26 protein-coding genes are annotated in these 25,998 nt (G+C 56.8%); 12 read left to right on the top strand and 14 right to left on the bottom strand.

What is annotated here, in order from left to right; genetic code table 11:
- Positions 1 to 127 precede the first annotated feature (127 nt).
- From FDY95_RS22140 to FDY95_RS22115, 6 genes are all read left to right on the top strand, one after another.
- Complete coding sequence (locus tag FDY95_RS22140) at positions 128 to 619, top strand: hypothetical protein (RefSeq protein ID WP_138081123.1); 492 nt, start codon at positions 128 to 130, stop codon at positions 617 to 619.
- A gap of 53 nt (positions 620 to 672) precedes the next feature.
- Entirely contained in the window at positions 673 to 1,422 is a 750-nt protein-coding gene (locus tag FDY95_RS22135; RefSeq protein WP_138081121.1) for a conjugal transfer protein TraK, read from the top strand.
- Between the two features lie 19 nt (positions 1,423 to 1,441).
- On the top strand, positions 1,442 to 2,341 hold the full coding sequence (locus FDY95_RS22130; protein WP_138081119.1) for a DUF4138 domain-containing protein: 900 nt from the start codon (positions 1,442 to 1,444) through the stop codon (positions 2,339 to 2,341).
- Between the two features lie 140 nt (positions 2,342 to 2,481).
- Positions 2,482 to 3,759, top strand: coding sequence for a conjugative transposon protein TraM (traM, locus tag FDY95_RS22125; RefSeq protein WP_171025794.1), 1,278 nt, complete (start codon positions 2,482 to 2,484; stop codon positions 3,757 to 3,759).
- A gap of 24 nt (positions 3,760 to 3,783) precedes the next feature.
- Positions 3,784 to 4,674: a hypothetical protein gene (locus tag FDY95_RS22120; protein WP_138081115.1), complete on the top strand. Its 891-nt coding sequence runs from the start codon at positions 3,784 to 3,786 to the stop codon at positions 4,672 to 4,674.
- A 6-nt stretch (positions 4,675 to 4,680) separates the two neighbouring features.
- A complete protein-coding gene (locus FDY95_RS22115; protein ID WP_138081113.1) occupies positions 4,681 to 5,220 on the top strand; it encodes a hypothetical protein in 540 nt (179 codons plus the stop codon).
- 485 nt (positions 5,221 to 5,705) lie between these two features.
- Here FDY95_RS22115 and FDY95_RS22110 read toward each other — a convergent pair whose 3' ends face one another.
- Positions 5,706 to 5,966 carry a hypothetical protein gene (locus FDY95_RS22110; RefSeq protein WP_138081111.1) on the bottom strand — a complete coding sequence of 87 codons (261 nt, stop codon included), beginning with the start codon at positions 5,964 to 5,966 and terminating at the stop codon, positions 5,706 to 5,708.
- Positions 5,967 to 6,545: 579 nt separating this feature from the next.
- Between FDY95_RS22110 and FDY95_RS22105 the strand changes: the two genes are divergently transcribed.
- Complete coding sequence (locus tag FDY95_RS22105; RefSeq protein WP_138081108.1) at positions 6,546 to 8,012, top strand: Fic family protein; 1,467 nt, start codon at positions 6,546 to 6,548, stop codon at positions 8,010 to 8,012.
- Between the two features lie 580 nt (positions 8,013 to 8,592).
- Here FDY95_RS22105 and FDY95_RS22100 read toward each other — a convergent pair.
- The 3 genes from FDY95_RS22100 to FDY95_RS22090 are packed head-to-tail and all read right to left on the bottom strand — an operon-like array spanning position 8,593 to position 13,196.
- On the bottom strand, positions 8,593 to 11,664 hold the full coding sequence (locus FDY95_RS22100; protein WP_138081106.1) for a CHAT domain-containing protein: 3,072 nt from the start codon (positions 11,662 to 11,664) through the stop codon (positions 8,593 to 8,595).
- Between the two features lie 46 nt (positions 11,665 to 11,710).
- Positions 11,711 to 12,586 (bottom strand): tetratricopeptide repeat protein, encoded by an 876-nt coding sequence (locus tag FDY95_RS22095; RefSeq protein WP_138081104.1) that lies wholly within the window; start codon positions 12,584 to 12,586, stop codon positions 11,711 to 11,713.
- Positions 12,587 to 12,590: 4 nt separating this feature from the next.
- Positions 12,591 to 13,196, bottom strand: a complete 606-nt coding sequence (locus tag FDY95_RS22090) for an RNA polymerase sigma factor (protein ID WP_138081102.1) — start codon at positions 13,194 to 13,196, stop codon at positions 12,591 to 12,593.
- Between the two features lie 303 nt (positions 13,197 to 13,499).
- Between FDY95_RS22090 and FDY95_RS22085 the strand changes: the two genes are divergently transcribed.
- The 4 genes from FDY95_RS22085 (at position 13,500) to FDY95_RS22065 (ending at position 18,077) form a co-directional block, all read left to right on the top strand.
- Positions 13,500 to 13,892, top strand: a complete 393-nt coding sequence (locus FDY95_RS22085; protein ID WP_138081100.1) for a DUF4258 domain-containing protein — start codon at positions 13,500 to 13,502, stop codon at positions 13,890 to 13,892.
- A gap of 305 nt (positions 13,893 to 14,197) precedes the next feature.
- Positions 14,198 to 14,755, top strand: a complete 558-nt coding sequence (locus FDY95_RS22075; RefSeq protein ID WP_138081096.1) for a hypothetical protein — start codon at positions 14,198 to 14,200, stop codon at positions 14,753 to 14,755.
- A 14-nt stretch (positions 14,756 to 14,769) separates the two neighbouring features.
- The gene (locus FDY95_RS22070) at positions 14,770 to 15,762 is read left to right on the top strand and encodes a DUF4407 domain-containing protein (RefSeq protein WP_138081094.1); all 993 of its coding nucleotides are present in this window, start codon (positions 14,770 to 14,772) and stop codon (positions 15,760 to 15,762) included.
- 227 nt (positions 15,763 to 15,989) lie between these two features.
- Entirely contained in the window at positions 15,990 to 18,077 is a 2,088-nt protein-coding gene (locus tag FDY95_RS22065) for a S1 RNA-binding domain-containing protein (RefSeq protein WP_138081092.1), read from the top strand.
- A 25-nt stretch (positions 18,078 to 18,102) separates the two neighbouring features.
- Here the strand turns inward: FDY95_RS22065 and FDY95_RS22060 are convergent, their stop codons facing one another.
- The 7 genes from FDY95_RS22060 to FDY95_RS22030 form a co-directional block, all read right to left on the bottom strand.
- Entirely contained in the window at positions 18,103 to 18,624 is a 522-nt protein-coding gene (locus FDY95_RS22060; protein ID WP_138081090.1) for an HAD family hydrolase, read from the bottom strand.
- A gap of 9 nt (positions 18,625 to 18,633) precedes the next feature.
- Positions 18,634 to 19,611, bottom strand: a complete 978-nt coding sequence (locus FDY95_RS22055; RefSeq protein ID WP_138081088.1) for a DNA-processing protein DprA — start codon at positions 19,609 to 19,611, stop codon at positions 18,634 to 18,636.
- Positions 19,612 to 19,708: 97 nt separating this feature from the next.
- Positions 19,709 to 21,658, bottom strand: a complete 1,950-nt coding sequence (locus FDY95_RS22050; RefSeq protein ID WP_138081086.1) for an ADP-ribosylglycohydrolase family protein — start codon at positions 21,656 to 21,658, stop codon at positions 19,709 to 19,711.
- A 52-nt stretch (positions 21,659 to 21,710) separates the two neighbouring features.
- On the bottom strand, positions 21,711 to 21,992 hold the full coding sequence (locus FDY95_RS22045; RefSeq protein WP_138081084.1) for a hypothetical protein: 282 nt from the start codon (positions 21,990 to 21,992) through the stop codon (positions 21,711 to 21,713).
- 36 nt (positions 21,993 to 22,028) lie between these two features.
- The gene (locus tag FDY95_RS22040) at positions 22,029 to 22,223 is read right to left on the bottom strand and encodes a hypothetical protein (protein WP_138081082.1); all 195 of its coding nucleotides are present in this window, start codon (positions 22,221 to 22,223) and stop codon (positions 22,029 to 22,031) included.
- A gap of 213 nt (positions 22,224 to 22,436) precedes the next feature.
- Positions 22,437 to 23,183 carry an IS3 family transposase gene (locus FDY95_RS22035; protein ID WP_138081081.1) on the bottom strand — a complete coding sequence of 249 codons (747 nt, stop codon included), beginning with the start codon at positions 23,181 to 23,183 and terminating at the stop codon, positions 22,437 to 22,439.
- Positions 23,180 to 23,467: a transposase gene (locus FDY95_RS22030; protein WP_138081079.1), complete on the bottom strand. Its 288-nt coding sequence runs from the start codon at positions 23,465 to 23,467 to the stop codon at positions 23,180 to 23,182. Before FDY95_RS22030 ends, FDY95_RS22035 begins: the two co-directional genes overlap by 4 nt.
- Before the next feature lie 188 nt (positions 23,468 to 23,655).
- On the opposite strand from FDY95_RS22030, the gene FDY95_RS27155 reads away from it, so the two are divergent.
- Positions 23,656 to 23,832: an IS1 family transposase gene (locus tag FDY95_RS27155; protein ID WP_394348401.1), complete on the top strand. Its 177-nt coding sequence runs from the start codon at positions 23,656 to 23,658 to the stop codon at positions 23,830 to 23,832.
- 26 nt (positions 23,833 to 23,858) lie between these two features.
- Here the strand turns inward: FDY95_RS27155 and FDY95_RS22020 are convergent, their stop codons facing one another.
- The 3 genes from FDY95_RS22020 to FDY95_RS22010 are packed head-to-tail and all read right to left on the bottom strand — an operon-like array spanning position 23,859 to position 25,613.
- The gene (locus FDY95_RS22020; RefSeq protein ID WP_138081075.1) at positions 23,859 to 24,446 is read right to left on the bottom strand and encodes a hypothetical protein; all 588 of its coding nucleotides are present in this window, start codon (positions 24,444 to 24,446) and stop codon (positions 23,859 to 23,861) included.
- 13 nt (positions 24,447 to 24,459) lie between these two features.
- Positions 24,460 to 24,864 carry a hypothetical protein gene (locus FDY95_RS22015; RefSeq protein ID WP_138081073.1) on the bottom strand — a complete coding sequence of 135 codons (405 nt, stop codon included), beginning with the start codon at positions 24,862 to 24,864 and terminating at the stop codon, positions 24,460 to 24,462.
- Positions 24,861 to 25,613 carry a hypothetical protein gene (locus FDY95_RS22010; RefSeq protein ID WP_138081071.1) on the bottom strand — a complete coding sequence of 251 codons (753 nt, stop codon included), beginning with the start codon at positions 25,611 to 25,613 and terminating at the stop codon, positions 24,861 to 24,863. The genes FDY95_RS22015 and FDY95_RS22010 overlap by 4 nt, the downstream gene beginning before the upstream one ends.
- Between the last annotated feature and the right edge of the window lie 385 nt (positions 25,614 to 25,998).

Raw genomic sequence — 25,998 nt, 5'->3', positions numbered from 1 at the left:
CGTGGGCTTTACCCTCGGCGTAACGGCCAGCTGCCAATCAAATGCTGCCCACGAAGAAGTTGCGGCGGAGGCGCCGGCCTCAACCCCACCAGCAACGGCCGCACCGGCCCCACTGTCCATCTCGGCTGTGGACCTTAAGCTTGGCGTAGCCGAGCAAACTCCCCGCGAAGGCTATCTGCAGGTCGTTTCCGCCAAATTCCTGAAAGCCGAACCGCTGCAGCTGCGGCTGCCGGCCATGTGGCAGTCGGACCCGGACCGGGCCGATGGCGTGAAAACCGCGCCGGGCTACCGCATTGCCTACGAGGCCGTGCTGCAGTGGATACCGCAGGGCTTCGGCCGGCAGAAGGTACCGGCCTCGCTGCCGCTCTATGCTCCCAACAGGCGGGACACCCTCGCCTCGTTTCGCGTGGGGGGCCAGAACATGAACGTGCCCGGCCGCGAGCGGTACACCGTCACGCCCATCGAGCCCCGCAAGCCCCTGACTGTGCGCGGCACACTCTACGCCTTTGTGGGCCAGAACGAGCAGAAACAACCCGCTTTGGTGGTCTATCCGTACCGCGGCCGCGCTGGCAGCTTCGATGACTCCTTCAAAAAGGTGCTGCTGCCCATCCCCCGGTAAGGGCAGTGGGGAAGCAATGCACCATTCACCTCAACCAGACTCTCAACACCTCAATGGATTCCGCCAAAGACTTAAGTACCTCTTTCTCCACCATGCGCAACCTGGCGCTGGGCAGCGTGCTGGCCCTGCTGCTCGTGGCCCTGGCCTCGGGCTTCCTGGTGTACCGCGCCTACGAAAACAGCGGCCGGCGCGTGTACGTCGTCTCGCAAACCGGCTCGATGGCGGCCCTCTCGGCCGGCAACGACGCCCACACGCCCTACGAGGCCCGCAACCTGATGCGCCAGTTCATGCAAACCATGTTCGGCCACGACCAATACACCTTCAAGGCCAACCTGGACGCGGCCCTGCCTCTGATTGAGGGCCGCGGCGGCCGGCGCATCTACGAGGGCTTCACCCGCGGGCAGGTGCTGCAGAACTACGAGCGCTACGCGGCCCGCAACGCGGTGACCGTGGACAGCGTGCTGGTGGACATGAGCAAGCGCCCCTGGTCGGGCGCGGTCTACATCAAGCAGCGCATTTTCATCGGCGGCCAGCAGAAGGAGCCCCTGCCGCTGGCCGCCAAGTTCAACCTGGAGGAAACCAACCGCTCGGATGCCAACCCCTACGGGCTGCTCATCACCAACTTCGACTACATCTCCTACAACCCGCAGCTGACGCGGGAAGAGCAGGAACTGCTGCAGGCCCAGGAGGCCGACCGCCAACGCCGCCTGCAGGAAGCCCAGCGCGGCCTGGCTCCGTCCGGCACGACCGCCGAGCCAACAGCTCCGGTCACCACGCCCGCCCCAACCGCCCCCGTTAACTAATCACTAATTCCTTCCTCCGATGCGACTTTACACCCTCCCGGCCTTGCTGGGGCTGTTTTTACTACTGCTGCAAATGGCGCCGGCTGCTGCGCAAAGTACTGCCTCCACCTCGACTACGGCGTTGGCTACCTCGGACAACCTGCTAGACGTGGCCGTATCCGATTCCTCCACGACCTACCTGGTGTTTGGCGGGCCCGTGTCGCTGGTCGACGTGGGCATGGCCGGCAACTACCTGGTCAAGATTGAAGCCAATGCCGTGTTCGTGCGCGCTAAGCGCAAGCATGCCCCGCCCACGCCCATGCTCATCCGCTACGGATCCAAGTACTGGATGGGCCGCCTCGTGTACGCCAACCGGCCGGTTATGCAGCTCTACGATTTCCAGAAGGACGGCGTGCTGAGCATTAACGGCAAAAGCGTCTCGTCCACGGGGGCCGCGCCGGAAAACGAGCTGGCCCTGGACAAGGAGCGCGAAAAAAAAGCCGTCGTTGAGGGTAAGCTCAGCCAACTGCGCAAAGCCCGGGAAGAGCACCAGGCCGTGGCCGTGGTCGACAACGACCTAGTGCTGTCGCTGGCCAACGTGCGCAACGATAAGGACTTTACCTATCTGCGCTTCAAAGTCATCAACAAGACCAACATTGACTACAACGTGGATTTCACCGACTTCCAGCTGGTGGAAAACGCCCAGAAGAAGTTTCTGGCCCGCAAGAAGAACGAGGCCCGGCGCCCGCTGGCCCCCTCAGGCGGGCGGCCGAACCAGGTGATTACCGGGCGCTCTACGGGCTACTTAACCTATGCCATTCCGCTGTATGCGGCCACCGAGCGCGGCTACCTGGAAGTAACCCTGCGCGAACTCAATGGCGCCCGGGTGCTGGTGTTGCCCGTGCCCTCCCGCGTGATTAACCGCGCCGCTACCATCTAACGCCGCTATTCTCTGCTATGGAACCCATCATTCCCCCAACGTCAGACGACCGAACCGTTTCCAATCCGGAAGCCGAGCAATCTGCTCCGGCCTCTGCCCCGGTTAAGCGCACCCCTGCTGAGCTCCTCCGCGCCAATTGGATGGCCCTAGCCGGCCTGCTGCTGGTGCTCATCATCGGTGGCCTGCTGCTGTGGCTGAAAGCCGCGCAACGGGCGGCCCAGCAGGAGCGCGAACCAGTGGCAGCCGCATCGGCCAACATCGAGCCCGAAATACCTTCGGTGGAAACGGCTCCTCCGGTGCCCGCTGCCTCGCCCTCCGCCCAGATAGAAGCCCAGCGCCGCGCCGAGCAGGACGCCCAGAGCGCCCCGGCCCGCACCACCGACCAGGATGTCGTGGACGTATTTGCCGTTGACACCACCGGCCTGGCCCTGCGCAAGCGGCGCCGCGCCCAGGCGGCCGCGCAGGCTGCCAGCCGCCGGGCAGAAGCCGCCCGCCTAGCCGCGGCCGACGTGGACACCATCGAAACTACCATTCAGGACCCGGCCACGGGCTCCTACCGGGCGCAGACGCTGGTCGTGCCCCGCCGGCGGCTGACGGCCGGGGGCGGCAGTGGGCGCCGCGCGGGCGCTGGTTCCGGCTGGGCCGGCCGCAGCCTGGTCCCAGCCCGCGACGTGGACGGCACTCCGTTTGAAACCGACCCGGACGTGCTGGCCATGCTGGGCTCCTCCCCACCTGAAACCCGCGCGGCCTACGAGCGCATGACCGGCAAGCGCTACCGCGACCCCAACCAGACCGCGCAGCTGCTGGCTACCCGCCTGAATGCCCCCGGCTTGAACGGCTTCAGTACGGTTAAGGTGGGCAATTCGGCGCGGATGATGGCCCAGGGCAGCCAGCGCGAGCAACAGCTGGCCTCGGACGTGTTTTTCAAGTGCGTCATCAACGGGGAACAGAAGGTGCGCACCGGCTCGGTGGTCATCCTGCGCCTACTGGAGGATGCCGTTATCTCGGGCGTGACCTTTCCCAAGAACATGGTTTTCGCCTGCGTGGCCACCGTGGGCACCAACAACGTGACGCTGGAAGTCAACCGCCTCGGCCCGACGCGGGTGCAGGCCGATATCTACGACTTCAACTACATGCCGGGCATCATGATTGACCCGGTAAAGCGCGTGGCCCGCGAGGCGAACATGGCCAGCCACGAACTGCAGCAGCAAACTACCCAGGAAATCAGCACGGCCATCGACCGCTCCGCCTCAGCTGCCAACTCCGTGGTGGGCGTGGGTGGCCGCGTGGCCGCCTCGGTGCTCTCGCGGCCCAAAACCCGCACCCGGCTGCGCGACGTGCTGCTGCCCGATGGCTACCCCATTCTGATTACCACCGCGGCGGCCGGCCAGCTCGGCCCCGAAGCCGCGGCCCGCTAACCTTTCACTAAACCGGATACAACGATGAAAAAGACGCTTTTTCCGACCCTCGTGGCCTTCGCCCTGGCCCTGGCGTCGGCCCCGGCCGCCCGGGCGCAGATGGTAGTGAACGACCCGCTGCACATGGGCGTGCAGATTGGTGAGTTTGCCAAGCGCCTCGCGCAGTGGACCGAAACAGTCAAAAACTATCAGGTCATTAAGGACGCCAAGCACATTGCTGGTGTCACCAAGGACATTACCGGGCAGGTCAAAGACATTACCGACGAGACCCTGCAGCTGCAGCGCCAGGTGCAGGCCGACCTGCGCAAGGTGCAGAGCATTCAGGATCTGCGGCTCTCCAACCCCCAGGAGCTGTTCGCCCGCGCCCTGGCCATGTCGGGCCGGGGGCAGAGCAACCAGTACATGCCCGTGTTTCAGAAGGCCGAGCGCCTGCGCCAGGCCCTGCAGCTCAATAACCCCCAGCAGGATTTGAACACGGTGTATGACGTGTTTTCGCGCTTCGGCTCGGGCGCTACGGCGGGCAACAACCGCATGAGCTCCCGCGAGTACCAGCTCAAGCGCGAGGAAGCCGCCGTCTCCACGTTTGCCTACGAGGAGATGATGCAGAAGAAAAAGATTGCCACGGCCTTCGGCTACTACAAGATTGCCGACGAGATGACCCAGCAGAGCATCGAGATGAATGCTACGCTCAAGAACCCCGGCCGCTACGCCATGACCGAGGGCGAGCGGATGGTGGCCCTGAATACTTCTAACGAAAACATGATTAAGGCCATGCAACTGCGCCAGGAAGCCGACCGGCTGCTGGCCGAAGCTGCCCAGCCCGGCCCCTCGCGGCAAGCGGCTGAAATGGTGTACTCTGACATCCTGGTGCAAAACGCCCTAATCAAAGCGGACCGGTCTCGTCCCCGCAACTAACCTTCCATGAAGAACTTATTGCTAGCGGCTTTGCTGCTGGTGGGGGTCGGCACCGTGCCGGCGCTCGCCCAGCGCCACGTCCGACATATTTCTAGCTGGGGCGCCCACCTGGGCCGCTCCGAACAAGGCACCTACTACGAACTGAGCTACATCAGCATGCTCACCAATCACTTGGCCCTGCGGGCCAGCGGTCTGCGCGAAACCGGCAGGCTGGATGGCCGCGGCGAATACGCCAGCTACGCGGGCCGGGTGCTGCTGGCTCCGCAGCTGCTGCATTTCGGGGAAGTAGCCTATGTGCACCTGCTGCTAGGGGCCGCAGCGGGCTACGAGCGCACCGGTGAGCACGGCACTACGGAGCTACCGGCCGACGCCAGACAGCCGCAGCGCTTTACCTACGGTCCGCAGGCCGGGGCCGAAGTGGACGTGTTCCTCGGCAACCGCATCTCGCTCGTGGCCACCGCCACTAAGGGCTACCTGTTCAACAATCCGCTGCTCGACCAGTGGCCGGGTTACGCCGGCGCCGGCCTGCGGTATCACTTCCGCTAATGCTTTCCGACCGATGAAACAATTTGCCTGATTACTGCTGAGCTGCGCCGCCCTGGCCACGGCCAGCAGCTGCTCCAAAGACGACGCGACGTCCACCGGCCTTAAAGGATACGAGGTGGAATATCGCATTTCCTCTACCACTGCCCCGGCGTCGGACTACATCAGCTACGACAACGAGAGCGGCGGCGGTACCACAGTCAATAACGTCTCACTGCCGGCCGCCTACCGCTTCAGCGCACCATGAAGCAGGGGGACCACCTGAGTCTGCTGGCCAGCCTGAAGGGGGCACGGCCTCCTCGGAAATCACGGCTGCCATCCTGTTCGATGGCCGGGAGGTGAAAAAGGAAACCGGCCGCGGCGCTGACGCGCAGGCCGTTCCGGTGTATGTGCTGGGGCAGTAGGGAAAAAAATTGCGGTGCACGGCCGGAATGGCTTGAACAGCAAGGCCGACCAGGATTTCTGGTCGGCCTTGCTTTTTGCCCCTACTATGCAGCCGGTACCAGTTCCTGCTCCAGGTGCTCTTGTAGCTGCTTATAGGACTCCGGGCAAATCCGAATCACAGGCTCCTGGGCGGCGCAATACAGAAAGCTCGGATCAGCCAGCGTAATTGCCCGGACCCAGGCGGCGGCAGGCACTTCGGTGGCGAATGGTAGCAAAGGGGTAAATTCTTCTTGAATGAGCCGAATCAGCAGCGCCTGTACGGTAGGGCAAATGCTGGAAAAGCGGCGATAGGGACTCGCGGCCATAAAATAGCTTGTCTTCGGAAAGGATGGGAAACGCGCTGCCTGCGGCCGCCTTTGGGGCCGGACAGAAAACAGGGAATCAGCCTCAACGAGCCCATAAGGCGTTTGAGCGTGCCGATTGCTACCTGCACGGAAGCATTACCCGAGGGAACCCACGAAGAGGGCAGGCCGCTCCTGAATAGGCAGCGACTGCCGGTGCGTCCAGCCCAGCCAGTTCGCAGAGAGACCTGCTGACCGGGGGCAACGATGCAAATCGGTAGATGTCAAGGCCAGCATGCTCGGTAACTGCTTAGGACAGCAAAGCTAGCCAATACGCATAAGACAAGCCGCCGTTAAGCTTAGTAGCATGATTTTTTCCGGCGTTTAACAAGCGATTTTGCATGAAAGGACCGCAATCTCACCTCACTTTTCTAATCGCCCGGAGATTTTATCCTGCGCTGTAGTCCGGCATAGACCGTCAGCTACGCTTGTTCTCTAAATCCGCCCTGTAGTAAAACCCTACGTGTCTTAATGGAAAATATTCGCTAATTTTAGTTTGTAATTGGAAAATTATCCATCTGCCTGGTTTGCTACTCTCGCTTAATGGAAAAAAAGAGCTATTGGCCCTTGTTGGTTTTTGGTACTTCTGATAAAGCTGCCAGCCGGCGTATCCAGCAGGCCCGCCAGGCCGGGGAGCTGCGGGAGCTGCTGCCCCGTGTGTACACCCCGGACCTGACCACTGACCCAGCCCTGCTCGTGCGCCGGCAGTGGCTGCCGCTGCTCGGCCACCTCTACCCTAACGCCGTCATCAGCCACCGCTCGGGCCTGGACGCGCAGCCTACGCCGGAAGGGGATATTTTCCTTACCTACAAATACGCCAAAAAAGTGTCCTTGCCGGGGCTTACCGTGCACCTGGTTCCCGGCCCGGGGCCACAGGAGCTGGACCGTCCCTTTGGCAACAGCACCTTGTATTTTGCGTCCGAAACCAGGGCCCTGCTCGAGAACTTTCAGCCGGGGCGCACCCGCGGTGGCATCAGCAAAACCCTGCCTGGGTCGGCCGTAGAGGAGTACTTGGAGCGCCTGCTGCGCGTGCGCGGCGAGGAGGGCCTCAACGCGCTGCGCGACCAGGCCCGCACAATGGCCGCCCACTTGGGCTGGGAAAGCGAGTTTGACCGTCTCACTAAGGTTATCGCCGCGCTGCTGACCACGGCCCCCAGCAAGCTACTCACTTCGCCCGTTGCCCGGGCGCGGGTGTTGGGCCTACCCTACGACCCGGACCGGCTGGAGCTGTTCACCACCCTGCTCACGTCCCTGCGCCAGCACCCATTACCCAGCCGCCCCGACTCGGCGCCCCAGCCGCCGGCCTACTACGAACTGGCCTTCTTCGAGGCCTACTTCTCCAACTTCATCGAGGGAACCGTCTTCGAAGTGGACGAGGCGCACGACATGGTGCTGGGTAACGCGCCCGTGCCCGGCCGGCACGCGGATTCGCACGACGTGCTGAGCACGTACCACCTGGTCAGCAACCCCGCGGAAATGCGGGTGGTGCCCGCGACGGCCGACGAGCTGCTGGCCCTGCTGCAGCGCCGGCACGCCACGCTGCTGCGCGAGCGGCCCGACAAGCGCCCCGGCCAGTGGAAGGAGCGCGCCAACCAGGCCGGCAACACCAACTTCGTGGAGCCTGAGCTGGTGCGCGGCACCCTGCACCAGGGTTTCGCGTGCTACAACGCCTTGGAACACCCACTGGCCCGGGCGGCCATGATGATGTTCATCGTCAGCGAGGTGCACCCCTTCGACGACGGCAACGGCCGCCTAGCCCGCATCATGATGAATGCGGAGCTGGTGCGCGGGGGGCTGAGTCGCCTCATCATCACCACCAGCTACCGCCAGGACTACCTGCGGGCATTGCGCCGGCTGAGCCGGCAACGTGACCCAGGGTTGTACCTGCGGATGCTTGACCGGGCCCAGGCGTTTACGGCGGAGCTGCGGCCGGATTCCTATGGTTCGCTGAAAGCACAGCTTACCCAGGTCCGGGCGTTTGACGAAGCCAACGAAGAGATGGTGTGGTAGCCTTGGCCCGGGTTCGCCCCCCCAAGCACCTGTGAGCCCTTAGTGAGCCCATTGCCCTGGCACGGCCGCACACAAAAAACGGCCCTTATGTATCAGAAAACGCCATTTATCACATCCCGACCGTGCATGCTGAGCCTATTGTGAGCCAATTAGCTGAAGTTTAATCTTAAATCATACCCTGTATTAATTACTCCGATTTTGGCTTCAAAAGTCCTGCTTATCTGCTGGATTATTGGATAGCTGCGGAGAATATTCACTCTGGCCCCTGAATAGATGGGGCTGGCGTCTAACGGCCAAGCCAGTTCCTTGGCTCACCTGTTGAAACTCGTCCGCACTGGCAGCGCAGCTATGATCATCCACTAGGAACAACCAACTGTTTATCAAGCAATACACCTATCATTTTGTAATGTTTCGCAGCAGAAAAACTTTACAAAATGAGCAAACTGGCTGTTTGCGATTTGCAAATTGAAAACTCAAGTATCAATTACCGTATTTGCCGGCGTAGTCGAAACTCAGCCGAGAGTTCCCAACAGAGTCGACTTGTCGTTCCGCAAATGTTAGCGCTGGCTGGAACAGCCTACTAATCCGTCAGCAACTGAAATCCAGCCCAATAAAAAGGCTGTGCGTATTTCGTCTGCATTGCTAGCTGTGCGCGCTTCAAGGCAATATTTTTAGGCAGGCCTTGTACATACCCTTCGTAGAAAAGAGCCATAAGTTCCGCAGTCTGCTTATCCGGCACTTTCCAAAGGCTAACCAGGAAACTTCGTACGCCAGCCATTTTCAAAGCTCGTTGCAACCCATAAATACCTTCACTGCCCTTGACGGTTCCCAAAGCTGTTTCACAAGCGGAGAGCACCACCAAATCAACGTGCGCCATATCCAGCCGGGCGAGTTCTTCGGCGGTCAGGATTCCGTCGTGATCTGCCTGCGTCGCCCCAGCAGCGTTCGCCCCAGCCAGAATAATCCCGCTACGGCTTAGGGGCTGCTCATCATAAGCGCTACTACCGACAGACAAATTGAACTGATTCGTTGAACTTTTACTTGGTAAAAAGAACCCATGCGTGGCTACGTGCAGCACAGTGGGATTCGCTTGGGCCACGCGCATGAAAGCAGCCTCAGAAGCTACCGTGTCTTCAAAAAGGGTAACTGCTCCCGGCACCCTTCTCTCCAGCAGATTTTGGATAGACGCCAACTCCACTGCAGTGTAGGGCAATGGGGCAAAATGGGAACGCGGCCACTTAGCAGTGTTGACAGCAGAGCGGAGAGCAGCCGCTGAATCAGCCCGTTTCGTTGTGTAATCATAATTGATGTTGCCAAATAAAGCGGCTGCTTTATAGCCGACGGCAGCATCCCGTCGGGTGGTTAGTTGTCGCGTGCTGCTGAGCAGCACGACTTCGGGCGTTGTTGGTGGTAAAAAGCCCGCAAAGGAAACCGTGTGCAATACGCCGCTTACAGAAAGGTAGATCTTACGCGACCCTGCGACTTCAGACGCTATAGGAGCCCAGATGAGTTGATACAGGGAATCGCGCTTTTCCTGGTAAATGCGGTTAACACGAGCTTCCGTTGCACCAGCCTGATTAAGTAACCGGGTCAATCTATGTTCCTGAAACAACGGTACCACTTTGGGCTGCGCGTATGCCCGCTGGGTAAGCAGGGCGTAATAGGTAAGCGAATCAGGCGCCAGAGGCCGCGTCGGCAGGGCAACGATTTCAATAGCAGTCTCCCGGTCCTGAAGCGCTTGGCGCACGTCGTTCCACCGCACAGCGCCAGGATTGAAAGGAGTAAAATGAGAAGTTGTAGCCAGTTGGTACAGCAACTGTTTTTCCCGACTTTTCAACTCCGTCTCCTCCACAATGGCTTCGGATGCCCCTGTAAGCCTACGCCGGTTAAGCGCGGCCCGGTCGCTGAGCAGGCGGTGATAATTACTTAACTCCTGGCCTTTGGCTCCGGCCAGCGCCTGCCGCAGATGCTGCGTGGCGAACAGCGCGACGCTTTTGGTTCCCAATATACTGTTGTACACCTGCTCGCCGGCTGTACCTCCCCCTTGTAGGAGCCGAATACTGTTAAGCGTATTGGTGACATTGCTTACCCCTAGCACATAGTGCTCACGCTCTTCCTCGGTAAACAAGGCGAATCGGGAGGCTAGTGCCGTGAAGTAGTACTGCTCGACCTCGCGTATGGCTGGCTCTAACGGCTGCTTCTTATTGGCGTAGTAGCGATTTACTGTGCCCTGAAGTTGCGCCTCAAAGTAGGCATCCTGGTTACTGCTTCTGACTTCCCGGAGGATGCCTAATGCCTGGTCATTCAGCGGCTGTGCCTGAGAGAACTGCCGTTGCCTGGTGTAAAGCTGGGCTAAAGCCAGCATGTTCTGCGCGTACGCTACCGATTTGGCTCCGTTGCGATCCTTGCTTTCCGCTGCAAGCTCCTGCAAGCATTGTTCGGCTTCGAGACGAAACTGCTCGGTGAGCGGCCGCGCCGGTTCCAGCAGCTGCCCCAATTTGTGCCAGAAGCCTGATTGAAGTAATGCCTCATCGCCCGTGCCGGCCTGAGCCGCTTGCATACAGTAGATGCCCTTGGCGTGCAAAAAGTCGAGGTAAACCTGCTTGCTGCGCTTCGAGTCCACTACCTGCTGGGCTTTGACCAGATACTGTCCTGCTTGGGTCAAGCGCTGCGCGCGTAACTCCGCCAGACCGGCACTTATCAGCAGCCGAGCGTAGAAAGAAGTCTCCCGGCTTTCCTCACTCTGCTCGTAGAGCGTTACGGCATGGGTGATTAACCCAAGAGCTTTTTCCGGTTGTCCGGTCTGGTACGCCCGCTGAGCGAAAATGAATAATGCTGAAATGGCGTAATCAATATCCTCCCCTTGGGCTAACTGCGCATAAGGCAACAGTGCGTCGAAGTAGCGCTCGGCCCGCTGGTATTGGCCTTGAGCCAAGCTTAGCTGGCTCAGGCTAACCAAAGGGAATATCCGATACTCCGGTTGCGTGCTGAATTGCTTGCTTTCCGCAAGGCGCAATGCAACCGAATACAAGCTGTCTGCTTGACTAGTGGAGGTGTTCGTTTCTGCCAAGCAGAAAGCGTAGTTAACGGTTGTAGCATAGGTGTTTGACAGCTGTTGCAACCGAGCATAGGAAGACTTCTGATATATATGAGTCAGCAGAAAAAACTTACCGGAACCGACATTTGCGGCCTGCGCGTGCTCATAAGCTGCCCTAGCTTCTGTTAAGGCCTGATCGTAACTTCCTGCGGCGATTAGCTTTTTGGATTGGGTGACGTAGCTATACTTATCGGCCAGCGCGGAGTCTATTTTATCCACCCACCACCTTGCCCACCAGTACTCAACCAGGGCTGATACCAGTAACACCACCACATAAGCCAGATCATGCAAGGGATTGCCCTTATTGATATCGCGGCGCAACGAGCCTCTCACATACCGGTAGATGCTGTTACAGAGGATTCCGAAGGCTACCAACAGAAGCACCACGAATAGCAAGCCGAAGAACGTAGTGCGTAGTACGTCAAGAAAAACCTGAAAGCTCCAGAATCCCTCGGGGTTGACGTACGTCCACACCAAGTGAACAATATTCACTAACAGATACGCAACAAGACCAAATAAGCCCAGTACCGCAACGGTGGATAGATGTTTACTCATTCACATTTTAGTTGATAAGCCGCTAAGCTAATCCGCTACGCAATCGCTAAAACCACCAGCGCATCTTATCCAGAATGGCGGCCGCCGGTCTGGCAAGCGTTGAACGGGATTGGGCGACCCTTTGCAGCAGTGCCCGGGCCTGACGCAACTTCCCCTGCTTGATGTAGCCGAGGGCCAGGTCAAATTCTACCTGATTCCGGGAAGCCTGCGTCGGATGTTGGCGTAGACTTTCCAGATTACGGACAGCTTCGGCTACCTCATTAGAGTTCAGCTGGGCAACCGCCAGGTTTTGCAGCAGAATGGGCTGTTCGCCCTTGGCCTGCACCAACTCATTCAGGAGCACCTTGGCGTTGTCGTACTCTTTAGCCTGCAGCATATAAACTGCTTGGGCAAGCGCTTCCGTTTCAGCTGCACTGAAGCCTTCCACAACAGTTTCCGCCCCCCGCATTCCTCCCGCTACTTCCGGCCCGACCGACTCTGGCAGCGTGACGGTACTGGCCGTCGTTCCGGCGTAGGCCGCAAATACTTCATCATTACTGCTTCTGGTGGGCTGCCACACCAGTAAGATTGCTGCAATAGACGCCGCAATGCCGATACTGGTAAGAGGCCACCGGATGACCTTGGGGGTATGCGCTTTGATCGTTAAGTCGTCTTGAGGCTGACTGGTTATTGGAATGACTTTGGAACCAGTTTCGTCAACGGGCTCCGGGCTAGCGCTTTTATCGTCCAGCGCCTGCAGCATCGCCTTGATCCGCCGGCGTTCCTGTTGCCGGGCAACCCGTTGCACGGACTGGGTAAACTTGTATAGCTCCTGAAAATCATTGTCGCGGGCCAACCGCTCAACTACGGCCGCCTGTTCTTCAGCCGACAAGGTGCCGTTGAGGTACGCGTCAATTAACGTGAGGTCTTGTTCGGAATCCATAGCGTCAGGCACCCTGAAATTTTCGTCTGAGCTGCGTCATGCACTTGTGTTTCTGGGAAGAAACAGTCTCTACACTGCTGTATTGGTATTTAGCGGCCAACGTCTTTAGACTCGTGCCCCCGGCATAAAACTCCACGATAATAGCGCGGCAGCGCTCCCCCAGCTCGTTTAGCAAGCGATCCAGCTGCTGCTCCAGCACTGATAGCTCTTCTTCGGTACTTTCTTCCTCCACTAGCCCATCTTCCTCCCCCAGCTCCACCAGCGGCATGTTGCGGCTGCCCCGCTTCAGGGTCATCAACTGATTCTGACATACCCGGTACATGTAGGTCGTCAGCTTAGCCGTGAGAACCAGCCTTCCCCTGACCACTTTGTCATAGAGCGACCAAACGGCTTCCTGCAACGCGTCGGCACAATCCTCCGGAGAACACTGAAACTTCCACTCCAGGCTTTTGACCTGAGGCTTACATTCCTGGTACACCCATTCGAGTGCCGCTTCTCGTCGATCTCCGGTACGGATGGCTTTAATTATCTCTTCGTCTGACTGAAACACGTGCCAGGCTCTTTGGCGATGATAAATATGATTGGCCGTGGTGCGACGTCCAAACAACACCTTTTAGGGAAAACGGGCTTAGCGGTTCCGGCAAAAGCAGCAGTTGACTGATTCTATCTGCTGCCGGTAGCTATTGCTCGTCATTGAATTATTCCGAAGCTACTCAAAACAGCACGCTTGCCAAGCGCGGAGTAGCATTAACCAGGTCAGAGTAGCCGTCAACAAAATGATTTTTAAATTTTATTGCATTGTCAGCCAATGAATTAATTCTGAAGTCGGAAGATTTTCAAAAATATAGCCACAAGCAGGGTTGAGGTTTTGGCCAGGTTGCTATTCACTGTTGTACCCTTAGAAGTTCACAACATGAAGCCAACCCTCACCCCGCGCCCCGCGCCCGATCCACTGCTCAACTTCCGCTTTGAGGTCAGCGACCCCAAGACTGAGCGCAGCGAAGTGCTGGAATTCAATCACACCCGGCACTCTGCCGTGCGGGCTGCCCAGCGCGGCATCGACACCGACAAAATTGCCTTAGTGCTGCAGTATGGGGAATGCCTGTGCAAGCAGAAGTTGCTGTACTATATCCTGGGTGAAAAAAACATTCCGGCAAGCCTGCTCAAAGTGGGCAAGGAGTTGAAGAACCTGGTAGTGATTGTCGCGGGTGATTCAAATCAAGTCGTCACCTGCTATCGCTCCAATAACCCATTCAAGCACATCCGGCTGAAATCCAAGCGCCTTAGTCTCGGCTTGGCCGCCTAGGTTATGACGGGCAGCAAGTTGTCCCCTAGCTACGCTGATTTGCTCCAAACGCCCCAGTGGCGCCACAAAAGGCAGCAAATCCTGGCCCGGGATGAGCACAGGTGCCGCAACTGCGGCGCTACTGCTGATCTGCAGGTTCACCACCGCCAGTACCACTGGCTTCGTCATCCAGGTGAGTTCGTGGCTCCCTGGTGTTACCCAGCCCATCTTCTCATCACCCTTTGCGCCTCCTGCCACAGGAATGGGCACGCCAGCTTTCGCGTCCCGGTTTTCGCCATCTAACTCGCCTATAGGAGCCAACAGCCATGTTTAAATTCAACTTTTTCAAGAAGAAGCCCGTCCCGGTTACCGTTGCAACCGAATTGCCGACGAGCCAGAATGTACCCTCAGCGGACCTGTTTGTCGATTCTACCCCGCCCCACTCCGCAGCGACTACCAACCCGAAAGAAGCCCAGCCGACCAAGCTGACGCTCTTTCTAAACAAGGACTATTGGAACCTGGGGCGGCGCGATGGCTACCTCTACCACACGGCGGAAAGCTTTGCGATCTGGAAGAAGAAGACCAAAGCGGAATTTCAATTGGTAGTGGACCAGCTGATTCAGGAGAAAAGCACCCAGCGCCTAACTCTGCTGAACCATATCGTAAGCATCGGGACCATGCACGATGCCACTTCCTCCCAACTGACGAACGCCATTCGGGAAGTGGAATCGGATATCGAGCGCTTAACTACTCAAAAGGAGTTATCAGCCGTTGATGAAGGCTGGATTATGAGCGTGCTGCACGGCTATCAGCTGGGCTTTACCCAAGGGCTCAAAGAGTATGTGGAGGGCGAGGCGCTGCTCAAGCACGGTTCCCTATTTTAACCTACTGCACCATCATGCTGAAATTCGCCAGTATCCTCATCGGGGAAGACCCTGCCTACACGGCCGCTTTCCAACCGGCCAGCAAGCGGAAAATCATCCTGCTCGCATCCTGCCTTCTGCTGCCGGTATGCCTTTGGTTCATCAATGGCTTTCTCCTGGTCCGTCAGGTAATACAGGGAAGCGTCGCAGCAGCCTTAGCCACCGCATCAATCGCCGCGATGGTCATATTCCTCATCGAGCGCTCCGTGATCATGTCCAGGGGCAACAAAGTAATCACTGCCTTTCGCTTTATGCTGGGCCTCGTGATCGCCTTGCTCGGCTCCATCAGCATGGACCAGGTGGTCTTTGAAGATGACATCAGCAATCGGGTAGCCAGCTATCGTACTGCGTATACTGCGCAGGAAGCTACCAGGGTCGATTCCAGCTACCGGGCCCGGATCGAAGCGCAACAACAGCTGGTGAGCGCCAAAGACAAGCTCTGGCAAGAAGCGCTCGCTGCTGCGAGTGCGGAAGCAGATGGGACGGCTGGCAGCGGCATCGCAAAAGTGGGGCGTATTGCCCGGCTTAAGCTGCAGCTCGCCGGTGATTTTGAAAAAGCGTACCGTACGGAGGCGGACAAACTTGAAACGTTAAAGCAGGAGTGTGCGACTCTTGCCCGGGCCGCGCAGGACAGTGCTCGTCAGGACTTCAAAGGAAGTGCGCTGCTGCTACGCCTGAAAGCTATGCATGAGTTAATCCGCGCCGATGGCGTCATGCTATTTGTGTATCTGCTCTTCACGGCGGCTTTCTTTTGCTTCGAATTCATCGTCGTTGTGATCAAAGCCTACAGCGAAAAATCCATCGATGAAAAGCTGGAAGAGGCCAAAGAGCAACTAATACTTTTTCGAGCTCACAAGATTCTGGAGAATACCTCGCTGTCCTTCGACCCCCAGCTTCAGGACAGCCGAGTGCAAAATGCTCAAGCGGCAATCAATCAGTTCAGTGGCGGCCACGGCCGCCTCCTGTAGACAGGCGGAAATACCCGCTTTCACTACCAGCTGCTGCAGCACAAAGCTCACCCGACGGGCTCGTTGCAGCTCGATCTACAGTCTGATATGTTGGTCGGCGCTCAAGATGCTGTCCAACGGCTGTAAGGCCCGGTTGGAGCCACTTATTTTATCAGTAAGTTAGGCCCCCTCGCTGATAAAGACACAACATCCCCGCTTTAAGTCTATTTCACCCAACTCCGCAACGTATGGAGGACTTTACTGCTACCGACCCTGTTATTCGCGCAGCTGACACGGCTTTGCCGTTAAAGGGCTTAACGGCACTTGGCAGAATAGAACTTCCGGTTCTGCTTACCCGGGGAAGCACCGCGGCGCGTCCTCGCCCCGTGACTCCAGGAGCTGCATTGGATGTTGTCAAAGCGCACCTGGAAGTACGTGATATTGTGCAGGCAGAAGTACTCCGCCGCAATACAGGAGGATACGTAGCCCAGGTACTGGGACGGGAAGCATTCATCCCGGGGTCGCATTCTACCGTGAAAATGGCAACCGTTGCGTCGGAGGATGACCCTTTGGTCGGGAAAACCATTCCTGTCCTGATTCTGGAAATCAAGCCCGTATCCAAGCAGCTGGTGGTCTCACACCGGGAAGCCAAGCAGGAACTCGCGGCCCGTGAGCGGGAGGCTGCAGAAGCGGCACGAATGGCACGGCAGCAAGCCCGCGAGGCCTTAATGCAACAACGAGCTCTGGAAATGAGCCTCGTAAGCATCGGCCACATTATCGAGGGCCAGGTAGACTACTGCAATCCAAAGTTTATCGCGCTTCGTGCCGGCGCCTTGACCATTCGGGTAGGTCTGGACGAGCTTGGGTGGGGGCGAGACCATCCTGTCCCAGAGCTTGGCGATATCAAGCAGGTGGTGATCACCTCCCGTGATGAGGAAAAGATGTTGTTACACGGCAGCATCCGGTTACTAACGCCCGACCCTTGGCTCAGCGCCGAAGTCAACTATCCTCCTCAAAAAGAGTCCGTAGCCAAAGTCATTAACATTGCCAACTTCGGCCTGTTTGTCGAGCTGGAGCCGGGAGTTGAAGGCTTGCTTCACCGCTCTGCTATTCCGGACGCGCCCGCAGACGTCGAATTAAAAGACCATTTCAGTGTCGGAGACGAGGCGCTGGTTCTCATCGAGCACGTGGACGCCGCACAGCGGCGCTTGAGCGTCCGGCTTCCTTTTCCGCTAAGCCAATGGCCGCGCTTCAAGGAGCTGCTTCAACGGCTGCAAAGCACTGCAACGGCGCGTGACCAAGCCCTGGCAGAGGTTGAAAGTTGGCAAGCACAGGCCGCAGCTCAGGTTGCGCTGGTTGAGCAGCAGCAAACGGAGCACGCCCTCCATCAGGAGCAATGGCACCGGCAGGCTGATGAATTTGCCGCCGCGCTGGAAACCGCCCGGCTTGAATTGGATGCCGAGCAAAAGCAGCGGCAGGAACAGCAGCGGCAACAAAGCCAGCAGCTGAGTGTAATTCAGACCCAGCTGGAAGTGGCTCAACAGACAGTGACGCGCTTGCAATCCTCGCTGGAGGCGACTCGGGAAGAACTGAGTCAACAGCAGGCGTCTAACCGGCTGCGTTTAAGTGCGAACCAACAGCTTGAACAACGGCTCCGGACCGCCCAGCAACAGGCAACTGCAGCTCAGCGGGAGGCAGCTACGGCCAAAGAAGCTCTTCGCGCCACATTAAGTGCCTCGCCAGGCTCAACTTCAACGGAACAGGCGCTTTACGCGCGCGCAATCCAAGAGCTGTTTTACGAAACGAGCAGCAAAAGCGGGTATCCGTATCATTGCCTGATTTCATATCTGCCCACCCGGGTACAGGCCACTCCCGCCCAGCAGCAGGATCGTCAGTGCGTTTACAACTTCAAAGACGGTCAGAACCCTGCCCTTGTGGCTTACCGATTGGCCACAACCCTGCTGCGTTCCTTCAGCCCGGTGGTGCTTCAGCAGATGATGCTGGTAGTGATCCCCGCTTCCACCCAGGCAAAAACCAAATCGCGGTATCAAACTTTTTGTCAGCTACTCTGCCAGTTAACGGGCATAGAGAACGGCTACGAGTGCATTCAGCGGGTTGTAGACGAGGAACCCAAAAAGGGGCTGGTGAACGTGAACAAGGTCAACAACCTTCGCTACACGGATGCCCGCATCCCTGGTCGTCACATTCTTTTATTTGACGATGTAATGACGTCAGGTGCTTCGTTCCTGCAAAATGCTGCAGCCCTGCGAACGCACGGCGCCAGCCAGGTTACAGGACTCTTCCTGGCCCGCACCGTCGATACGCGTGGTTTTTGACCCCATTGGTTCGCGGCCAGGGTACTCAACGGCTTATCACCGTTTTTTTCACCCGGTCGGGCTGTAGCTGTTGAACGAGCCGACCCTGATGCAGGGAGATAGTTCGCTGCAGCTCCTCGGGCTTCCCTGCGCCCCATAGACACCCTACCGGAACAATACCCGCTCGTGCGTAGGCAATAACATCGTTAGGATCATCTCCAAAGCCATAGACGTCGTCGAGCCTGGAGAGATTCAGTGCAGCAAGCGCCTTCAAGACCGGAGCAGGGTGGGGCTTATGCTGGGTCGTACAGTGCCAGGCAACTATCGCCTGCGGCTGCCAGCCAAATCGACTGACAACCGCCTCGCAGTACATACGCGGCGCATTGGTTACGATGGCATACGGAATTCCGTGCTCTTCCAAAGCTTTCAGGTACGCCGATGCATTGGGGTAGGCTTGTACTTGGCCTAACTCCCTGATCACCTCTGTCCAACGACGGGCCTGCCGCAGTGCCAGTACTGCGCTCGAGTCGACCAGCGTTTGGTCAAGGTCAAATATGGCCGCCTGCATGAATATTTATTATAGCAGGTTAAGCTGACCTCGGGATTGATTGGAGCCGGGAATGGCGGCTTCTACACTGGCCAGAGAATCAATAAAGGTGGTAATCGAGGGCAAATCGTACAGAGGCTCAGCTTTGCCCTCTGACACCAAAGAAGCATTACCCTGGAATTTCTCCGCATTGGCCCATTGAGCGGCATACTTGGGCTGTGCGTGCGTATACAGACACCCCAGACGCCGCTGCTGTTTGCGGGCAAAGCCAACCGTGTGCATGGTTCCACCGGTTACTCCGGTTTCGATCACCACGACCCCCAAGCTCAGTCCACTCTGAAGCCGGTCGCGCTGGACAAACATCTGCGCCATGGGTCGGACTCCACAGCGGTATTCACTGATCAAACAGCCACGGGCTTCGATCTGCTCGGCCAGCTTCCGGTTCTCTTTGGGGTAAATGTTATCCAACCCTCCGGCCATTGCAGCAATAGTAGGCGAACCAGCATCGACGGCAGCCTGGTGGGCAACGGTATCACAACCCACGGCGAGCCCACTTACAATGGTGAGTTTATGGTCAATAAAAACCTCGGTCAGTCGCTTTCCGGACAAGCGGCCGTGCTCAGTAATCTCACGAGTACCAACTACCGCCACGCACCGGTTGGTCAGGCAGTTTACATCTCCTTTGACGTCCAGGAAATAAGGTGCGTCCGGTAACCGACGCAACAAGGTAGGGTAGCGGGAATCCTGAATACTAAGCGTAGTGATGTTGTGCTTAGCGGCTGCATTAAGCACTTTATCTGTCTTCAGCAACGCTTCATCCCAGAGCTCAGCACTGACCTCTTTCTTAAAATGAGGCGTTCGCTTCTTTAATGCACGCAGAAAGGCCAGTTGTTCACTCAGCGTATCTGGTGGAGAGCTGTAATCAGTCAGCAGGTCTGCTGCATGTTTGAGAGTAACAGCACCTACTACCTGTGAAACAACAAAGAGGAATTGATCCTTTGCATTCATACTGCCGAGTTAAAAGTATTAGCGGGCTTGCATTCCTGGGTAAATGACCAAGAAAGAAAATCAATGTTCATTCATCAGCAGACTACCCTCAATCCGGTTAGTAGCCGGGATAACGATCCCACCATTCGGTGTCTAAGGTATAGGAACTACCCTTAACGCGCGTAAACAAATCGTCAGCAATAGTTAACGTAAGCCCAGCCAAGTCATGCCGGCTTCGCCAGGCGCTGGGCCAAGCCGATTCTCCCAGATGCGCCCCGAGTAGGGCACCCGTCAACGCGGCCATGGTACGTCCGCCTGCCTGGGACGCTTTCATGAGGGCGTTTTCGGGACTATCCTGGAAGTGCAGCGCGTGATAGAGCGCACCCATCAGCGCCGCCGGCGCGGTTCGCGCCTGCATGTACTGGTGGTATTCTTCTGCGAGCAAGTGGGTCGGTTTGTCGTGCAGCTGCAGGGCCATATTCACGGCGTGTCGGCACTTTGCGCCCGTTTCCGAATTGGGAGGCAGCAGGTGGTAGGCAACCCGGACTGCTTCTTCGAGGGTAATACCTCGCACCAGCAGGGCCACGATAGCAGCTACCATGCCAGCCGACGCCTGGGCTACGGCATGACCATGGGTGTAGGCGGCTACAGTTGTGGCCTGTTCCATGGCATACGCCGCAGATTGAAAATGAAACAACCCAAACGGTACTACCCGCACGAGTGGATCCGCACCCATACTGGCATTCACGAAGGGCTGTGGCGGGTGAGCAGGCGCGGTTGTCAAGGCTTGCCAGGTCGTGGGAGCCGGCTTACGTGAGTGCTTCAGCACCGGCTGCCGGCTGAGCCAGCCCGAAGGCCATTCGTCGGCGCTATGCCACCCGGGGCGGTCAATACCCTGCGTGCTGAGCCAGCGCAGCCAGCTTTCCCAAACGATCTGGGGTTCGGCCCCGCCGATCCCTTTTTGCATGGCGCGGTGCTCGGCCCGGAGCAGCCCTTCCGCTGTGAACAGCATTAGTTGCGTCACCGCTGTGGCCTGCGCCGGAATCCCGGTGGGAGTGCTTTGGGCAGCCAGGGCATCGCCGTAGGTAGCGCCGAGCAGGCTCCCGCGGTACCGGTCCCGCCGGTCTAAAGGACGGTTAGGCTCGGTCACACCGCCCCATAACTGAAACGGTACTCGCCCATAATATGAGTGGGGGCTATGCTGGGGCAGTTGCGTCGGCAGGGCATGTACTCCGGGCTGGTCTACGGCCCAGGTCACGCAATGTAGCAATCCTCCTAGAGGAGCCAACTCGTTTGCCAGCAGTGGCACCACCTGGCACCCGGGAAACAATAGCTCGGTCTGGTACACCGCCGCCTCGTCGGCAGGCAGCCCGAACACCGGCAAGAGCACCAAGGGCCCCACCCGTACGAAGTTGATGTAGGCGCCCACCGCCGAGGTAGCGTTTTCTTCCTGGGGAAAGTAGGGAAACGGGATGACCGTCAGGCCGGCGTTCTGCAATACACTGGTTACCTGCTGCCCCAAAGTGGCCTCTTTGCCCTGGTAGTCGTTGACGAGCACCGTTCGCTCATCCAAAGCGTACACCATGCCGTCGGCATGGCCTGTGAAGTCGCGCGGATCGGCGGGAATAATAATCAGTTCGGCCCGCAATTCCTCGCTGAGCTGCCGGCGCACCTGGTTAGCCGGAATACCGGGGTTTTCGGCAAACACCCGGTCAGTAATGATAACCTTCTGTCCCACCCGGACTATGTTGCCGCCGTCGAGGCGCAGCGTACTGGTAGCTGCCGCCCCCAGGGGCAGCGTCGCCATGATCGGAGCGGCATCGGTTCGCTTGTCGGCGTACTTCTTGTACTTCAAGTACGATGGATCATAGCGGAACTGCACAAATTCCGTCCGGCTCACCTGTACCGGCATGTAGTCGACAGCCCAGATGTCTTTGGTCAGCGGCAGTAGGGAATAGGGTATGTGGTGCTCTTCCAGCACCGCCGTGAGCTCTTGCCACAGCCGAGGGGCCTGCGTCGGCAGTTGGCCGGAAAAGTAAAGAGTGTTGATGGGGAAAATGTGCGCCATACGTTGCGGTAACACAGTGATAAAGGGATAAGCAGATCGGCTGCAACCACGCTCAGTCGTCTCCGAGGTGCAGGTTGTTCAGGTTTAGCAACGAGTCGCAGGTTTGCTCAACGCCCGTGAGCAGCTGCGTGAGCAACCGGACATTGGTATCCTCACAGCCCGCGAACATCTCTTTGGAGAACGTAACCTGCTCTCCGACCGCGATGCTGTCAGCCCACTCTTTCAGCTCGCCGGTGATGGCGACCTGGAAAACCAGGTCAAACAGCTGCCCGCGAATACCAACCAGCGCGGTGGCAGCCTGCTGCAGGCTTTCTCTGTACTCAGTAGATTCCATAACCAAGCTTTGGTGCCGTACGATCAGCTTTCCAACTTATAGATTTTTAAACCCCTCCATCATGCGGTCGTACTCCTCCGAACCGTAGAGCTTCCGAAGCTCGGCCTCGGTGCCGATGTAGCTGTCCGGCTCCGGCAAGTGTAGATTGATCAAGTCCCGGTCGAGTTCCTTGTCCGTGATGTTGTGAGAAGGAACCGTTGGCTCTTCTTCGGGGTCGGGCGTTGGACACATATAACAAGGAGTGGTGGAAGATCAGCCGCAAAAGATTCAGAGGCTGTAGGGAGTGTAATCTGTACTACTCCCCAAAAACTGGACAGCTTAAGCGGGGTTCGTTAAGCAAATGGGCTCGGGCTTGAAGGTAGGCGTTTGGGCGTAGATGGTGGCAGGCGTTTGGCCTTTCAGGGCTTGGTGGGGGCGGTGGTGATTGTAGTAGGTGAAATAGGCCTACAGTTGCTGGTAGAGATGGCGGCCGTCCTCGGCGGGGTTGAGGTAAACACACTCCCATTTCACGGAGCGCCATAGCCGTTCGACGAAGGCGTTGTCGGTAGCGCGGCCGCGCCCGTCGCGGCTGATCTGGCAGCCGGCCGCTAGCAGGGCCTGCTCGAAGGCGGCGCTGGTGAACTGGCTGCCCTGGTCGGAGTTGAAGATGTACGGGGCCGGTTGCTGACGCAGCGCCTCGGCCAGGGCAGTGAGGCAAAAGCCCACGTCTAGCGTGTTGCTCAGCCCCCAGCTGAGCACGTAGCGCGAGTGCCAGTCTAGCACGGCTACCAGGTAGAGGAAGCCGCGGGCCATCGGGATGTAGGTGATGTCGGTGCTCCACACTTCGTTGGGCGCCGCCACCGCCCGCTCGCGCAGCAGGTACGGATAGCGCGTGACACCGGCGCCCGGTACCGACAGGCGCGGCTTGGGATAGACGGCCTGTAGACCCATTAGGCGCAAGAGCCGGCGCACGCGCTTCTCGTTGACGGCGTAGCCCAGCAGGCGCAGGTGGTCACGCATCCCCACGACGCCCTTGAAACTGTGGCGGGTATATTCCTCGTCCAGCAGGCGCATGAGCTGCAGGTTCAGTGCCGTTTCGCCCTGTGGGCGGTAATAGTAGCTACTGCGGGCCAGCCCCACGGCCTGGCAGCGGGCTGCCACGCTGCCCTCGGTGCCGGCCTGCACCAGCGCCCGTTGCTGGGCAACCGTCACGGCCGCTGTATTTTTTTTAGCAACTGGTTTTCCATCTGCAGCTTCCCAATGGCGGCGTACAGCGGCTCCAGGTCCGGAGCAGGCGGGGCCGCGCTACCGGCAGCAGGCGCAAAGACCTGGGCCGCCTGCTGGCGCAGTTGCAGCTTCCAGTGGCTGGTCTGGGCCACGGTCAGCTGATAACGGGCAGCTAACTCGGCCAGTGGCTGCCGCTCGGTCAGGGCGGCCAAGGCCACTTCCGCCTTGAACTCGGCGGTAAAGCGGCGACGGGTGCGTTTTGGAGTCATGGCGTTGTCTAAGGTAGACCGCCGTAGCTGTCCAAAAATTGGGGAGTACTACAGCCTACGCGCTGGGCTGCCGCGGCAAGCGTAACGCCCACCGACTCTGGCGGCGCCTGCCGCCGGATTATCGCCGCGCCTGGTGCTATACCGATTTGTGTGATGCCTACCAAGGCGTGGTGCCCTGACGCCAGCACCTGCTCGCCACGTGTCGCGGCACGACCAACCACATTGAGCGGTTCAACGCTATGTTGCGCGCCCGCCTCGGCCGGCTCGAGCGCAAGTCCCAGTCCTTTTCCCGTTCCCTCAAGCTGCTAAATGCCTGCGTGCGCCTGTTCCTATACGGCTATAAGGCTACGCGGTATCTTCGTTGAGCCACTACGATGCAGCCATATGTCCATCAAACACCAGTTAACATATCATCCTTAGAAATCTCGCCAGTTTCCACCATTAATCGTTCATAAAAATTCAACCATACATGATCAATGAAACCACGAACGAAAACTGGGCCATTATTTGTAACAAATGTAGATCTACAAGTTATTTCTGTAGAATTTCTACCCAAATCTCTGAAATCAATCTCGACTCTACCTTTCTTTTTATCTGCTAATGGATCAAGCTCATTAAATGGATCAGCAATTGCTTCTTTCAATATCGAGTTTGGGGGATTTAATGTGTATCTGATCAACATCATTCTAGGAGGCAATCGTTCTTCTTGCACATGTTCAAATACATAGTATTGATTCGCCTCAAGCACACCCTCCATTGGAATCAATGGCGTAGTGGATTTTATTATTTCAAAATATTTCACATGCTCTTGAGGATCTGCGAATGTCGCAAAGGCAGCTTCTTTATCAATTGCAAACGCTTTTGATATCGATGTTACTACCGTTCTCAAATCACCATCAATTAACTCTTCAGGAGCTTCATACATAATCCCCCGAAAATTGGCAACATACTGAAGTTGGTCGAGTTGTAGCGCTCTCATAAGCCAAAGATATTTAGATTTTCAGGTGTTCTACCGTTACATCGTCTATATTCAGGTTATATTCCCTAAATATTTTTTGATGCATTGTGGATTTGTAGGCATCTTTTCTTTTGTTGAAAAAGTCTTCACCATACCAAATAATATCAAATGCTACTATCCTAGTTATTCTAGAATAGTAAAGCGCATCCCATCCATAATGTACATCCTCGGCCTTCCGGATACGGAGTACAGACGAAAAAAACTTCAAATCTTTAAGGCATCTTTCAAAGTCAACTTCTTCTGGCACTTTGAAATAAACATGTGTTATAGCATATGCTTTCACTGATAATTTTCTTCCATCTTCAGTGCCAAAGCAAAGTAAACTTTCAGGTGTCACCTTAACACCAAGCACCATTTCGAGATCAGATTTTTTACTCATATCACAAAATGGCTTGCCCGTTGTTTTTGAGTTTGATCTCTAAAGTCAGAAGGATCATTGCCATTCTTAGCACAATTAGCATAATTCATAGCAGCTTCAAAGCCGAGGCAGTATTGCTTCGCAACAATTGTGGCGACCCTTCTAACCCTTTCTTGCAATTCATACGTGGTACAATATTTCGCAATAATATCTTTGCCTATATTAATGTGCCTTGGCTCATCAGGCATAATATGTTCAACATACACCTGAAATGTTTCAGGATCATATTTAGACATTGGAGCCATAATAGAGCCTAAAAATAAACCCTCACCAATAAAGTTAGAACCCACAAAGTATTCGGCAGGATGAACCTGTCTGTCCATGTAGTCAAACGCACCAGACCATTCAATGATAGGTTGCTCCCAAAACACAAAAGGCTCAGCACCCCAAACTCGCAATTGATCTACTAATACCTTAGTATGTTTAGCTTCATCGAATATCTGTTCGCCTATTCGGTAAATAAAATCAACATCATCTAACCTTTGGATTTGTCGCGACAAGAAATGTGTTTCTCTATATTCCGGGTAAACACCGAGTTGTAACAAGAATATAATTTCAGGTCGTCTTTGCGCTTCGGTGCTATTCTCATTCTGTAAAAAAACCGGAAGGCCGAATTTTCCAGCTCTAATATCATTAAGAGCATTTGCTCTTATTTCTGACAACTCATGAATGAACTGTTCAATTGGCAGTGCGTCGGGTTGTGTTTTCATATTGCATCAGAAGAAATCCATTTTTCGGCTTCGCTACCCTGCATCTACAATTGAACTATTGTACAATAGAATGAATATTGCATCTTAACCATATACTCCCACATTTTACCCTTGGATTAACCTTATATTGAATATAACTTATTTGGCCCGTACATTGCAATTCTACTGATAATTTTTTTTTGTGCTCTTTTGCTCATCTATAGCTAAACACTACCTCTCAGTTAAGTAATATATTAAAATTCAGCACTTTATGTCCTTGCATGTTATTTCCCAAACAGGGGAATAACTTCTGGCTTGGTTTGTTCAGCTGGCGGTGGTCTAATGCGTGGTTTTTACGTACAAGCGGTATGATTCAGACCACGATGAGCTGCGGCAAGTGCGGGAG

The organism is Hymenobacter jeollabukensis, assembly GCF_005771675.1.
GTDB lineage: Bacteria > Bacteroidota > Bacteroidia > Cytophagales > Hymenobacteraceae > Solirubrum > Solirubrum jeollabukense.
The sequence above is the reverse complement of the archived record's forward strand: the minus strand, read 5'-3'. Positions and strand labels throughout refer to the sequence as shown.